Source organism: Veillonella parvula (assembly GCF_001553335.1).
Taxonomy (GTDB): domain Bacteria; phylum Bacillota; class Negativicutes; order Veillonellales; family Veillonellaceae; genus Veillonella; species Veillonella parvula_S.
The window spans coordinates 78,222-90,868 of record NZ_KQ960810.1 but is presented as its reverse complement, the minus strand read 5'-3'; the positions used below and the strand labels follow the sequence as shown (position 1 = coordinate 90,868).

Annotated in this window: 13 protein-coding genes; all 13 read right to left on the bottom strand. The window is 38.0% G+C overall.

The window, feature by feature from the left end; translation table 11 throughout:
• Positions 1 to 109 precede the first annotated feature (109 nt).
• The 13 genes from HMPREF1865_RS08950 to HMPREF1865_RS08890 all read right to left on the bottom strand — a co-directional run bounded on the left by HMPREF1865_RS08950 (position 110) and on the right by HMPREF1865_RS08890 (position 12,636).
• A complete protein-coding gene (locus HMPREF1865_RS08950) occupies positions 110 to 1,315 on the bottom strand; it encodes a putative porin (protein ID WP_060919879.1) in 1,206 nt (401 codons plus the stop codon).
• Between the two features lie 607 nt (positions 1,316 to 1,922).
• The gene (locus HMPREF1865_RS08945; RefSeq protein ID WP_004695518.1) at positions 1,923 to 3,185 is read right to left on the bottom strand and encodes an S-layer homology domain-containing protein; all 1,263 of its coding nucleotides are present in this window, start codon (positions 3,183 to 3,185) and stop codon (positions 1,923 to 1,925) included.
• Between the two features lie 578 nt (positions 3,186 to 3,763).
• Positions 3,764 to 4,348, bottom strand: a complete 585-nt coding sequence (lepB, locus tag HMPREF1865_RS08940; protein ID WP_004695516.1) for a signal peptidase I — start codon at positions 4,346 to 4,348, stop codon at positions 3,764 to 3,766.
• A 9-nt stretch (positions 4,349 to 4,357) separates the two neighbouring features.
• Positions 4,358 to 5,227, bottom strand: coding sequence for a YitT family protein (locus tag HMPREF1865_RS08935; protein WP_060919878.1), 870 nt, complete (start codon positions 5,225 to 5,227; stop codon positions 4,358 to 4,360).
• Positions 5,217 to 5,744, bottom strand: a complete 528-nt coding sequence (locus HMPREF1865_RS08930; protein ID WP_060919877.1) for a RuvC family protein — start codon at positions 5,742 to 5,744, stop codon at positions 5,217 to 5,219. The genes HMPREF1865_RS08935 and HMPREF1865_RS08930 overlap by 11 nt, the downstream gene beginning before the upstream one ends.
• 117 nt (positions 5,745 to 5,861) lie before the next feature.
• The gene (locus HMPREF1865_RS08925) at positions 5,862 to 7,076 is read right to left on the bottom strand and encodes a DUF3084 domain-containing protein (RefSeq protein WP_060919876.1); all 1,215 of its coding nucleotides are present in this window, start codon (positions 7,074 to 7,076) and stop codon (positions 5,862 to 5,864) included.
• A gap of 33 nt (positions 7,077 to 7,109) precedes the next feature.
• Positions 7,110 to 8,201 carry an LptF/LptG family permease gene (locus tag HMPREF1865_RS08920; protein ID WP_060919875.1) on the bottom strand — a complete coding sequence of 364 codons (1,092 nt, stop codon included), beginning with the start codon at positions 8,199 to 8,201 and terminating at the stop codon, positions 7,110 to 7,112.
• An 8-nt stretch (positions 8,202 to 8,209) separates the two neighbouring features.
• On the bottom strand, positions 8,210 to 8,929 hold the full coding sequence (gene lptB, locus HMPREF1865_RS08915; RefSeq protein ID WP_004695507.1) for an LPS export ABC transporter ATP-binding protein: 720 nt from the start codon (positions 8,927 to 8,929) through the stop codon (positions 8,210 to 8,212).
• 9 nt (positions 8,930 to 8,938) lie between these two features.
• Positions 8,939 to 9,661 carry an LptA/OstA family protein gene (locus HMPREF1865_RS08910; protein WP_004695505.1) on the bottom strand — a complete coding sequence of 241 codons (723 nt, stop codon included), beginning with the start codon at positions 9,659 to 9,661 and terminating at the stop codon, positions 8,939 to 8,941.
• Between the two features lie 12 nt (positions 9,662 to 9,673).
• Positions 9,674 to 10,210 carry an LPS export ABC transporter periplasmic protein LptC gene (gene lptC / locus HMPREF1865_RS08905; RefSeq protein WP_021147890.1) on the bottom strand — a complete coding sequence of 179 codons (537 nt, stop codon included), beginning with the start codon at positions 10,208 to 10,210 and terminating at the stop codon, positions 9,674 to 9,676.
• Positions 10,197 to 11,129, bottom strand: a complete 933-nt coding sequence (locus HMPREF1865_RS08900; protein ID WP_004695502.1) for a lysophospholipid acyltransferase family protein — start codon at positions 11,127 to 11,129, stop codon at positions 10,197 to 10,199. The genes lptC and HMPREF1865_RS08900 overlap by 14 nt, the downstream gene beginning before the upstream one ends.
• 14 nt (positions 11,130 to 11,143) lie before the next feature.
• Positions 11,144 to 11,665, bottom strand: coding sequence for a KdsC family phosphatase (locus HMPREF1865_RS08895; protein ID WP_060919874.1), 522 nt, complete (start codon positions 11,663 to 11,665; stop codon positions 11,144 to 11,146).
• Positions 11,665 to 12,636 (bottom strand): KpsF/GutQ family sugar-phosphate isomerase, encoded by a 972-nt coding sequence (locus tag HMPREF1865_RS08890; RefSeq protein WP_004695498.1) that lies wholly within the window; start codon positions 12,634 to 12,636, stop codon positions 11,665 to 11,667. Before HMPREF1865_RS08890 ends, HMPREF1865_RS08895 begins: the two co-directional genes overlap by 1 nt.
• Between the last annotated feature and the right edge of the window lie 11 nt (positions 12,637 to 12,647).

The following is a 12,647-nucleotide window of genomic DNA, read 5'->3' as shown; positions in this document are numbered from 1 at the left end:
CATTAAAAACAACACATTCTGTCCTATAAGCCTATTTTTAGCATATATTCTCATAAAATACAAAAAAGAGACTCCCGAAGGAGTCCCTTTTATATTTGTAACTATCAAATTAGAATTTGTAGTTAAGGTCAGCACGGTAGAAGTTGTCTAATTTATCACCGTCTTGATCTTTCCAGTTGAAGCCGTAGTTAGCGGACAAACCTACGTTGTTTTGTAAAGCGTAGTCAACGGAAGCCATCCAACCTTTAGCACCTGTAGTGTAGATGTGATTATAAGTTGTATCTACGATAGGAGCATTTTCTTTTGCATTGAAGTATTGGCCTTTTACGTCCCAAGTACCTTGTTTTTTGATGTCGTAGTTACCATAACCAACGCCTGCAGTCCATGCAGTGGATTCGTCAACGTTGGAAGCTTTCAACCATTCGCCACCTACCCAAACTTTGTCGAAGTTAGCGTCAGCGTTGAAGCCGTATACGTTTTTATAACCAGTGGATTGGTTTACGCGATCGTAGAAACCACCAACCATAGTGTGTTTACCTACTTTACCAGTTAAGCCAAGGTAAGTATTAGTTACGTTTTGTACTTTAGTCTTGCCAGCTGCTTCGCCGGATACCATGTAACCATAAGCTGCTTGTGCTTTGATTTTGTCGTTACCAACGTTCAATTGAGCACCGTCGAAAGTACCATCAAATGCTAAACCGCCACCAACAGCTTGGCCGAAACGACCAGCTTTCAAGGATACGCGTTCGCCAAATTTGTGGTTAACATATGCGCGGTCGATTTGAGCGTCTGCATTACCACCAGTAGTGGAGTTACCCAATTCGAAGTTACCAGAAGTCAAACGAACTACAGCGTCTGTACGATCGTTAACTTTTGCATTGAATTGTACACGTGCACGAGCATCGAATTTGGATTTACCATTTTCAGTGTCACGGTAACGAAGACGAGCATCACCAGTAACTTTTACGTTACCAACGCGGTCTTCCAAACGAGCAACACGAACGCCCAAGTTGTTCAATTCGTTGGAGAATTCATCAGCCAAACGGTTGATCATAGCTTGTTGTTCAGCGTTAGCGCGGTCTTGGTTAGCCATAGCTTTAGCTACCATTTGAGCCATTTCGTAACGAGTGATGTTGTTTTGGCCTTTGAAAGTGCCATCTGGGTAACCGTTAACAATACCAGCGTTTGCCAATTGGGAAACTGCTTGGTATGCCCAAGAATCTGGAGTTACATCGGAGAATGGGTTAGCTGCGAATGCAGTAGTTACACCCAAAACTGCTGTTGCTGCAAAGATTGCTGCGAATTGTTTTTTCATAGTTGAATTCCTTCTTTCTGAAAAAAATAGAAAATAAAATGTTACAAGTCATAACATTCACATTCTACTCAGTTCTTCAGATCAAGAATCTTTGGGAGTGTCCACGTTTCCTCGCCACATTCTATATCGAAGTTCTTCGTTTCATGCGTTTGCTACTTCTCGTAGGGTGATATTAGCACAACCACTTTTTCGTGTAAACCCTTTTTTCTCAATTAGGTTCTCATTATATTGTTTTTATAACTTAAAATGCCTGCTAAGTCAGATTTTATCTAGTTTTATAGGATATAATTTTTTTCATTAAAAAATTAAAAATTATCTACTTTCTCATTAAGTAAGAATAATTATCATATCTATTATTAAATTACACTTATAAATGATATGCTAATTAATAAATAATAAAATATTCTATACATAATGAGTTTATAAATACATCATACAATATATGGTGTATTAGAACTAAATAATTACTAAAACATTCGATGTATTAAGGAATCTTATATATGTATTAATTTTACTATATATACTATTATATACAAAAGATAATATATAAGATTTTATGCAACAAAAAAAGACTTCCGAAGAAGTCTTTTTTTTGTTTGTGAGGGAATTAGAATTTGTAATTTAATTCTGCACGGTAGAAATCGGAAAGATCATTACCGCTTTGGTCTTTAGAGTTGAAACCATAACCTGCGGATAAACCTACATTATCTTGTACTGCGTAGTCTACGCTAGCCATGTAACCTTTGTAACCATTAGATGTATTTGTTAAATCATATGCTTGATCCCAAGTGGAACTTACGATTGGTGCATTAGCTTTTTGGTTGAAGTATTGACCTTTCACATCCCATGTACCTTTTTTAGCGATGTCGTAGTTACCATAGCCAAGACCTGCTGTCCAAGCTTGAGAATTATCTACGTTGGAAGCTTTCAACCATTCACCGCCAGCCCACAATTTATTTTTACGGAAGTCCGCATTGAAACCGTAAACATCTTGTTTATCGGAATTAACTGTTACACCATTGTGGTTCAAGTTACCGCTAGATAATCTGGAGTAGAAACCACCAACGGAGGATTCTTTACCAACTTTACCTTTTAAGCCTACATAGGATACAGATGGGTTATCAGATTTGGAGTTGCCATCAGCAGCACCATCAATCATGTAACCATACGCACCTTGTACTTGAACTTTATCATTACCTACATTCAATTGTGCACCGTCAAATGTATCATCGTACATCAAACCGCCACCAATTGTTTGTTGGAAACGACCAGCTTTAGCAGATACGTTGCTACCAAATTTGTGATCTACGTAAGCACGATCGATTGTTGCTTGAGAACCTTTAGTAGAGTCACCAAATTCGTAATTACCTTTTACACGAACAACTGCTTGTGTTTTATCATTTACATTAGCATTGAATTGTACACGTGCACGGCCGTCAGTTAAGGATTTACTATTAGCTTTGTAAACACCTTTATCTTCAGAACCTTGGTAACGAATACGAGCATCGCCAGTTACCTTTACATTACCTACACGGTCTTCCAAGCGAGATACTCGAACGCCGAGGTTGTTCAACTCGTTAGAGAACTCATCTGCCAAGCGGTTAATCATAGCTTGTTGTTCAGCGTTAGCACGGTCTTGGTTCGCCATAGCTTTAGCTACCATTTGAGCCATTTCATAACGAGTGATGTTGTTTTGACCTTTGAAAGTGCCATCTGGATAACCATTAACGATACCAGCTTGTGCCAATTGGGATACTGCTTGGTATGCCCAGCTGTCTGGAGTTACATCGGAGAATGGATTTGCAGCAAATGCTGTTGTTACACCTAACACTGCTGTTGCTGCTAACATTGTTGCGAATTGTTTTTTCATAATGAATTCCTTCTTTCTTATAAATAAGAATTTATATTTGCAGAAGACGTTCACTACATAAGTAGTATCACTATGAAAGATGTATTAGGAGTGTCCATGTTTCCTCAACTAAATTATCTATCTTAGCTCCACTTCTTTGTAGCGTAGCCTTTCTGTTGATGTGAATATACCACCACCCCAAAACTTTGTAAAGCATTTTACACAACTAAATCTTATGAAATTTCTTTCATGAATAAAAATTATCCTCAAAACATAGATTTTTACTGTATTTTTAAAAATTTAATTTTACAAAATTTCATTTTATAGACTAAAAAAATAGATAATTTTATTATCTACATCCATAAAATTAATAATTATTACTTATTAAATATAAATCATTTAATAATTATAACCAATTTATATGTTTGAATTGTTTATTTTCTATAAGATTACTAAGTGATATATTTAGATTCAACCTAGCCGTCTCGGTAAATTTTATTTAGTATACATTTCATAAGATACAACGTAACTTAATCCTTCTTAACTTATAAAAAAGCCTATCTACGATAAAATACATCATAGATAGGCTTTCACGATTTTTAAATTGCGTAAGAAACAAATCCTAAAATATGGTCAACAGGAACTGGGCCGATAAACCGACTATCACTAGAATGATTGCGATTATCCCCCATCACAAATACATGACCTTCAGGAACTGTTACAGGTGTAGAACGAGTATAATTCATTTTTGTATCTTTTGTATATGGCTCTTGTAATTTCTCTCCGTTACGCCATACATACCCATCCTTAAACTCTAGTACATCACCAGGTCTACCTATTACACGTTTTACCCATACATCATTTGTTTGAGCTGATTTATTGAAAACAGATGCATAGTTCATCAATGGTTCTTTTACATCATCCACCCATGTACGAACACGATTAACACGACTATCAATAATAACAATTTGTCCATATTCGGGCATATCATTCATTATATGATGCCATTTGGTAACAATCAAATATTGTCCATTGTGTAATGTATCATCCATTGATTCCCCAGATACTCTAGTAGGTTGAATCAAGAAAATATGAATTACCATAGCAATGATTAATGCCAATGCAATAGCATAAATCCAATCTAATATCTCTTTTACTATTGTATTACCTAACTTATTACTCATAGTTTCCTCTTAATGACCACCTTTCGTAAATCTCCCACCAAAGACATCATGTACGTCTTGGATTGTAATAAATGCTGTAGGATCTACTTCATAAACGGTATCCTTTAATCTTGTAATTTCTAGCCGCGTTACCACAGAATACAATACATGTTTCGGTTGTTTTAAATACCCGCCTTCTCCGTACATAATAGTAACACCACGATTAAGATTAGCATTTAATGCATCGGCAATAATCTTGGAATTATCTGCATCGGTAATAATCATAACCCCTTTAGATTCTTCAAGGCCAGTTATGGTCACATCAATCATCTTATAAGCAATAAAATAAGCGATTAAGGAATACATGGCACTATTCCAACTATATACAAAGCCCGCTGCTCCAAGAATAACTAAATTCATGGCCATTACAATTTCGCCTACAGAAAAGGTGGACCGTTTATCAAAAATAATAGCTACAATTTCAGAGCCATCTAATGAGCCACCATTACGAATAATAAGACCTACCCCAATACCTAAGATTATACCACCAAAGATAGATCCTAAGAATGGATCTGTCGTAATCGGTGTAAAATCATGAGCAAAGTTAGAAAATATAGCCATCCAGACAATAGAGAACAATGTAGATAAGGTAAAGCCTTTACCGATTGCTCTATAGCCTAAATACAAGAATGGTAAATTGATAAGTACTACGAAAATACTAAAAGATATACCAGATAGTTCCGCAGCCATCAATGAAATACCAACTACACCACCATCGATGATACTGTTGGATACTAAAAATAAATCTAAGCCCACCGTATAGATGAAGGCCCCTAAAATCATCATTACACAACGCATAATAAGGTTTGACCAGTTACGCGTTGAAGTTTCATTCGTCATGATTATCTCCTTTTCCGTATAACTGCTCCATAGCATGTAATCTTTTTTCTTCTAACTCACTTGAACTCATAGTTTCTTCTTTGATTGCCGCTTCGTTCTGAGCTAATTGCTTCGTATAGCGTAAGCCAATAACGAGAGCCGTCAAATCATCTACAGGTTCTGGTGGAAATTGCATAGATGTAGGAATAATCTTACGCCACCCTATAGGAGGATTATATTGCCAATATAATTTACGGGCTTCCTCTGTACTGTGAGATTCATCGATTAAACTAGTTGTAATCTTGTGATTGCGTCCAATTTGTTGAAGAGAAGGATACAAATGTTTATGATTTGTACCATTTCCACAAACGATATGAACGATACCATAATATTCAGTTAAAACACGCTCAATATCTTCATTGAAGGTATTTGAAGAAATAATTTTACGGCATATCATCTCACCGGAAGGTGAGACTATAGCTATACCAGTTTTCTCATTTCCTGGATCTACTGCTAAAATATATGTATTTTCAGTCATTTGATTATCCCCTTTATAAGTACAGTAGTTATATTTTAACATAAAAAGAAGGTCTTATGTTAAAAATTACATAAGACCTTCTTTTGTAATGTATGAAACCAACATACCTTCATCATATTAATTAGTTTGTATTTTTGCCTTATCATTAAAGTCTGGCATTTGAGTAATACGCAACTTGAGATGAACAGGACCAGATGAATATGTATCGCCATCACTATAAGCTTCCACATGAACCTTACCACGCATAGTGCTTATTCTCTTAATGGCTGTAAACAAATCATCACCAGGTATCGTTCCAATATCACCTGATAAGGAATCAGGAATAATCCCCTTTGCCTTAGCACGCTCATTAACTTGTTTCAAGAATTGAAGCATAGAAGATTGAGCATTAGTGCCTCCATCAATTACTGTAGAGTGAATTACCTCTCCATTTTTATAGATAAATTGTTGTGGATATACTTGAATAACGGCAACTGCAGGTTCACCTGAAATAATATTTCCTGCTGCCACAACTTGAACCACCATAGGTGTCTTGGAATTGATTAGTTTTTGAGTAGCTACCTCAACATTTTGTCGATCTACATACACAACGGATTGACCATCATCCTCTATGCCTAATCGGCGCAAAACAAGTTTATTTGTATCATCGATAATATGTTTAATAGCATTATTACTATCTTCTTCACTTAGACCATGTCGTACAACAGCTTGTGCTAATAGCTGATCTACTTGGAAAAGAATGGTTCCTTCCCGTAAATGAATGATGCCATTTTGCAATTGTTCTTGTGTATTTTGTAGATTCTTAATATGGGCTTCCATCTTAGCACGTGTTGCTTCAAGCTCAGCTACCTTTTGAGATACCTCTGCATAAGAGGCTTGTAAAGATGCCAGTTCGGCTTCTGTTGCATCTTTAGCAGCTTGTGCACTCGCCAATTCAGCTTTTGTAGCCTCTACTTCACGGCGAATTTGTTCAATCTCAGCCATCCGCTCTTCAAGCTCTTGTTTATTCTGTTCTAACAAAGCCTGTCCACGAATCAGTTCTTGCGTCTTTGCAGCGACCTCATTATTCAGCTGCTTCATATCAGCTCGCAACTGATCCATACCGAACAATGCGGTTCTTACACTTTGAGACGTAAAGGTTAATACTCCAACCGTAGCTGCTGCAACCAAAAGGCCTGTCACAATAGTAACTATAATAGATGTGTGCTTAGGTCGTAATCCAAAGAGGGACATACGACGTTTACCAATTTTAGTGCCTAGCTTATCCCCCATATAAGCAATGAGACCACCCATAAGAGCGATAATTATTAAGATTTTAACACCTACTAACATCATGTCCCTCCTTTCTCCTAAAAATACAATCTGTTATTTAGATACACGCCAATTCAAATACAACCCTGCAATAATACCTAATGTATCCGGTATTAATGCAGCCAATACAGTTGGCAATGCACCACCTTTCCCTAAAGCACCAGCAAAGGTCATCACCCCATAATAAATAAAGATGATGAGAATACTAATACCAAAGCCGATAGATGAGCTAGAGCGTTGCTTTTGAAGGCCTAAAGGTGCACCTACGAGAGCAAATACAAAACTTGCCAACGGAATTGTGAAGCGTTGGTACATTTCCATTTCAAGTTTATTAGCATTAGTATAAGCAGCCTTATAAGCTCTGATTTGGTGACGTAACTCCTTAATCGTCAATTCCTCAGGTTTACGTTGATCTTGTTGAATATCTTTTGGGGCAGACTTAATCGGCAAGGATTGCTCCTTAAATTTCATGGTACGTTCAACACCATTACCAGCTGATAAATCGTAAATGATACCATTCTGCATCACCCAATATTGACCATTCCAAATAGCCGTATCTGCATTTTCAACTTGTTGTAACTTGCCACCCTCCCCAAATTGTTGAACCGTAATCATGGACAACTGTTTGGTTTCAGCATCATAGCTCTTAGCATACATCAATGTGCCTAGCTCATCACCATTCATCGTTTTTAACACGATATGATTTTGTGTTTGAGGTGATGCATTTTTCATGATTTGTTCGCGCACAATCGTTTGATACATATGATTTGTACGAGGCACAACAAATTCATTAAATGCTACAGCCCCAATGGAAATGATGAGTGCAATAATATATACGGGCATGGCCAAGCGTAAAAAGCTTAGTCCACCAGCACGCATAACAACGATTTCACTAGTGCTACTCAAACGACTAAAGGTCATAAGAGAAGCCAATAAAACCGACATTGGGAATGTTAAGATAACAATACTTGGTAAAGCCAAGACAAATGCTTGCATGACAAGCAACAATGGCGCTCCATATTCAGTAATATATTGAGCAATCCTAAACAATGTGCCTGTACCAATAAAAATACTAGTAAAAGCAAAAACCCCAAATAGGAATGGGCCTACAAAGGCTTTTAAAATATATTTATCTAATAATCTCATAGCCCCTCCTATAATTTAAAGTTATCCCCTAAATAATGTTCACGAGCGATTGGATCATTCGCAATTTCATCAGGGGTACCCTCTAGGAGGATTTTACCACTACTCAAAATATAAGCCTTATCTACAATCCCCAATGTTTCACGAACATTATGGTCTGTAATCAAGATACCAATACCTCGGTTCTTAACATGTAAGATAATTTGTTGAATGTCAGCAACTGCAATTGGATCGACACCTGCAAAAGGTTCATCAAGAAGGATGAAATTAGGTTCTAAGGCGAGACAACGTGCAATTTCTACACGACGTCGTTCACCACCAGATAATTGCATCCCCATACGGTCACGGACATGTCCAATATGAAATTCTTCAATCAATGATTCCACGATAGCTTCAATCTCATCAGGCTTTTTTGCCGTAATCTGTAGCATGGCACGAATGTTATCTTCTACAGACATGGAACGAAAGATTGATGCCTCTTGTGGTAGGTATCCAATCCCTTCAGCAGCCCGTTTATACATAGGAATATTTGTAATATCCTTGCCATCAACGGTAATGATGCCCGAGCTCGGTCTTTCAATACCTACAATCATATAAAATGACGTAGTTTTACCGGCCCCATTAGGGCCCAATAGACCTACAACTTGGCCTTTATCAACGCGTAGACTCACCCCATCTACTACATTGCGTCCGCTAAAGGTTTTAACTAAATTTTTGGTTTCAATATACATATATTATCCTTATTTATTCGGAACAATGACAAGTGTGCTACGTCCACCTAATGTTTCAGCAGAATCATCAGCTAAACGAATTTTCAGTTCCGGTGCATTCAGTACATTACCATTTTGAACGGCATGCGCAGAACCAGATAAGAGTACAACCCCATCATTTTGGTTTGGTGTTTGCGTATATGTAGCTCGGTCAGCAGAACCAGATACGTTTCGTTCAGGATTAGAGAAAGTAACATTACCTTGCGCTACAGCACGAACTTCCTTCATCCAGCCTTCTACCTTATCACCTGTCAAAGTTGTCCCTTCAGCAATCAAACGGGCATTACCTGTTACAAGACCGTATTCAGAGTCAGTACTATACTCAACACTGTCACCAAAGATTTGGCGATCAGCACGTTGTAAATGAACGCTACCATTAGCAGTGAATTTATTATTATTGTAACTGTGAACCGTTTGAGCAGACATGGCCATATCAGAACCAATCATAGATACACCACCATCAAGATTTGCTTCTTGAGTTTTTGTATTGTACCAACCCTTGGCACCAGTCATAGTTTTATCCGCTTGGGTAATAACAACATTACCTGTTGCATCTGCACGACCTGAATTGCCATCATAAGACAATGTATCAGCACTGATAGTCAACGGATCATTTGCTGCCCAAACTGTAACAGATGCGGTCATGAGTACAGCTAATATAGCCATACCAATCTGTTTTTTCTTATTCATCATATTTCCTCTCAATTACTTCTTTGTTAATTTCGCATGTCCAATGGCTTTAATAATTTTTAAGGACATATTGCCCTCAAGTTTGTCACCTGTAAGGGTTACATCCTTGCTGTTATAAGTGAAAGCCGTTTTAGATGTCAATGTTTTCGTTTTGTTATCAAAATGAAGGGCCTCAGTTTTAAATTCTGCACCCTCCGTATTAGTAGCAGTAACGCCTTGATCAATATCAAGAGAGTTTCGATCCCCCGTCAGTACAGCATGAGGAGCTGTAATCGTAGTAGTCACATCATCTTGATAGAACAGACCTTTCAAATTGGTCAGAACGATAGCTTTTGTACGCGGGTCATATTCAATCTTCTCAGCCGATAATGCCCATACTAGCTTGCCATCCTTTTCCTCTTGCAAGTCCGCACCTTGGAAATTAACGAGTTGTCCACTTTGATTTTGAGTGGAAGTAGCCTCATTAGAGTCTTTCATAATAAATACAATAAGACCGATTAGAGCTAATACTATAGCGACCACAATGGCAATTAACTTTTTATTGTTTTTCATGTGCTCTCTCCCGTATAGCTATCTTCTTATCGTAATCAATAATTTGATCCATCTTAGTCATCCAACGATGCTGGAACCAAAGCCACTCATCTGGATGTTCACGAATAAAGTCTTCTGTAACACGTACACAGGCTTCAGTTAGACGATACATATCAACATCTTCATCACCAGTTTCCTCATAATGTAATGCCGGCAAGATATGAACGATATGTCCTCCTTCAGGCTTACGAGATGCAAAAATAGGTACTACAGGGGAGCCAAATTTCTTTGCAAATGTGGCTGGTCCCATAACAGCTGATGAATCTTGTCCCAAAAACGGAACTGGTAAACCATTTATATATCCATCTTGGTCCGCTAAGAATCCAAGAAGTTTTTTCTTTTTTAAAGCCTTAGCAGCAGAAACGATTTCGTTACCACCACTAGCAAATACGTCAAGCCCCACCATCTCACGATATTCATTCATAAGGCGTGTGAATTGAGCATTAGGTTGTTTCTTAACAATTGTAGTGGAAGGGTATCCATGAGCCGCCATAGCAGCCCCCATCCATTCCCAGTTGCCTACATGACCTGTAAGAACGATAACCCCCTTATCTTCAGCAATGGCCTTTTCTAAATGTTCAACACCACGCATCTCTATATGTTTATTGATAAAGGATTTCGTCAGGTTTGGCATGTACAATACTTCCATAACACTGCGACCGAGATTCTTGAACAACTTATTAATTAATTGTTCCGCCTCTTGATCATTCATGTTCATGCCAATTTTAATATTATTTATGCCTCTAAGCTTTTGCTTCTTCGCTATTAGCCCATATACAGGACCTAAACAAGCGCCTATGAGCAAAATGAGCTTGTATGGTAGTCGACAAACAAGCCAACTAATGCCTTTAACTAAATGGTATTGCCATTCGTTATTCATTCTGCCCACCTCCTTTATTGTCCATGAGCATGGGCCTCTCGCGCATAATCTGCAACAACAGAATCCCATAAACCTTGATTCTTCAAGATATATTCTACAGCCTCTCTAACGGCACCATGACCACCATTTGCGTTAGAAATAAATTTAGCTAATGATTTAACCTCTAATACCGCATTGTTTGGTGCCATCGGTAAACCTACGAGTTGAAGAGCTCCTAAATCATTAAGATCATCACCCATGTAAGCAACCGAATCTAAGTCGATTTGATGTTTTTTACAAAGAGCTCTTAATGCTTCAGTTTTATTAGCATGCCCCATAAGAAGTTCATCAAAGTGCAATTCCTTTGCACGACGCTCTACCATCGGAGATACGCGAGCCGTAATAATTGCTAACTTTATCCCTGATTTACGAGCCGCAGTCAAGCCTAAACCATCTTTTACAGAAAAGGATTTGAGCTCTTCTCCAGTCGATGTATAAATTAGAGTGCCATCTGATAAAACTCCATCAACATCGAGAACAATCCATTGAATATTCATTATACAATGCCTCTACGCAATAAATCGGTAATGTGAACAATGCCAAGACATACATTATTAGTATCAACCACTGGTAATACGGTGATAGGGCGAGGTTGATTTTTCTCCATTAAATGAAGCGCTTCTGCGGCCAATTTATCCTTGGTAATCGTACGCGGCATAGACGTCATCATATCCTCTACGGGCCATTCTAAAAAATTGCTGCCAGAATCAAGTCCACGTCGAACATCACCATCAGTCACTAGACCTAACAAATGGCCTTCTTCATCAATAACATTTGTAGCACCTAACCCTTTTTCTGTCATTACAAAGAGTGCATCACGAACGGTAGCCCCTTTAAATACTGTTGGATTATCCTCGCCACCGTGCATGATATTTTCTACAGTCAACAATAATTTGCGACCTAAGGAACCACCTGGATGGAATACAGCAAAGTTTTCTGGAGTAAAATGATGGCGTTCCAATAAACATACTGCTAACGCATCACCTAGTGCTAGGGCAACAGTAGTACTTGTAGTAGGTGCTAAACCTAATGGGCAAGCTTCTCGTTCTACCTCTGCCAACAATACAATATCAGAATTTTTTGCTAATGTAGACTCTGGTTTCCCTACAACACAGATTAATTTAGCCCCTATGCGGCGCAGAGACGGCAAAATACTTATAATTTCTCCTGTTTCACCACTATTAGAAAAGGCTAACACTACATCATCTTCAGTAATCATACCAAGATCACCATGCACGCCTTCACCAGGATGCATAAAAAGTGCCGGTGTCCCTGTACTAGCCAAGGTAGCCGCAATTTTACGACCAATATGACCAGATTTTCCCATTCCTGTACATACTACACGGCCCTTACAAGCCAAAATCATATTTACAGCATTTACAAAATTGTGATCCAAACGAGAACTTAATTCTTCAATAGCACGAGCTTCCTCATGAAGCACCTGTGCAGCTTGTTCTAAAATAGTCACAAATACCGCCC

What these genes read in the sequence shown, in the direction of transcription:
- HMPREF1865_RS08950 (WP_060919879.1), bottom strand. Translation starts at nt 1,315, where the DNA reads ATGAAAAAACAATTCGCAGCAATCTTTGCAGCAACAGCAGTTTTGGGT.
- HMPREF1865_RS08945 (WP_004695518.1), bottom strand. Translation starts at nt 3,185, where the DNA reads ATGAAAAAACAATTCGCAACAATGTTAGCAGCAACAGCAGTGTTAGGT.
- lepB (WP_004695516.1), bottom strand. Translation starts at nt 4,348, where the DNA reads ATGAGTAATAAGTTAGGTAATACAATAGTAAAAGAGATATTAGATTGG.
- HMPREF1865_RS08935 (WP_060919878.1), bottom strand. Translation starts at nt 5,227, where the DNA reads ATGACGAATGAAACTTCAACGCGTAACTGGTCAAACCTTATTATGCGT.
- HMPREF1865_RS08930 (WP_060919877.1), bottom strand. Translation starts at nt 5,744, where the DNA reads ATGACTGAAAATACATATATTTTAGCAGTAGATCCAGGAAATGAGAAA.
- HMPREF1865_RS08925 (WP_060919876.1), bottom strand. Translation starts at nt 7,076, where the DNA reads ATGTTAGTAGGTGTTAAAATCTTAATAATTATCGCTCTTATGGGTGGT.
- HMPREF1865_RS08920 (WP_060919875.1), bottom strand. Translation starts at nt 8,201, where the DNA reads ATGAGATTATTAGATAAATATATTTTAAAAGCCTTTGTAGGCCCATTC.
- lptB (WP_004695507.1), bottom strand. Translation starts at nt 8,929, where the DNA reads ATGTATATTGAAACCAAAAATTTAGTTAAAACCTTTAGCGGACGCAAT.
- HMPREF1865_RS08910 (WP_004695505.1), bottom strand. Translation starts at nt 9,661, where the DNA reads ATGATGAATAAGAAAAAACAGATTGGTATGGCTATATTAGCTGTACTC.
- lptC (WP_021147890.1), bottom strand. Translation starts at nt 10,210, where the DNA reads ATGAAAAACAATAAAAAGTTAATTGCCATTGTGGTCGCTATAGTATTA.
- HMPREF1865_RS08900 (WP_004695502.1), bottom strand. Translation starts at nt 11,129, where the DNA reads ATGAATAACGAATGGCAATACCATTTAGTTAAAGGCATTAGTTGGCTT.
- HMPREF1865_RS08895 (WP_060919874.1), bottom strand. Translation starts at nt 11,665, where the DNA reads ATGAATATTCAATGGATTGTTCTCGATGTTGATGGAGTTTTATCAGAT.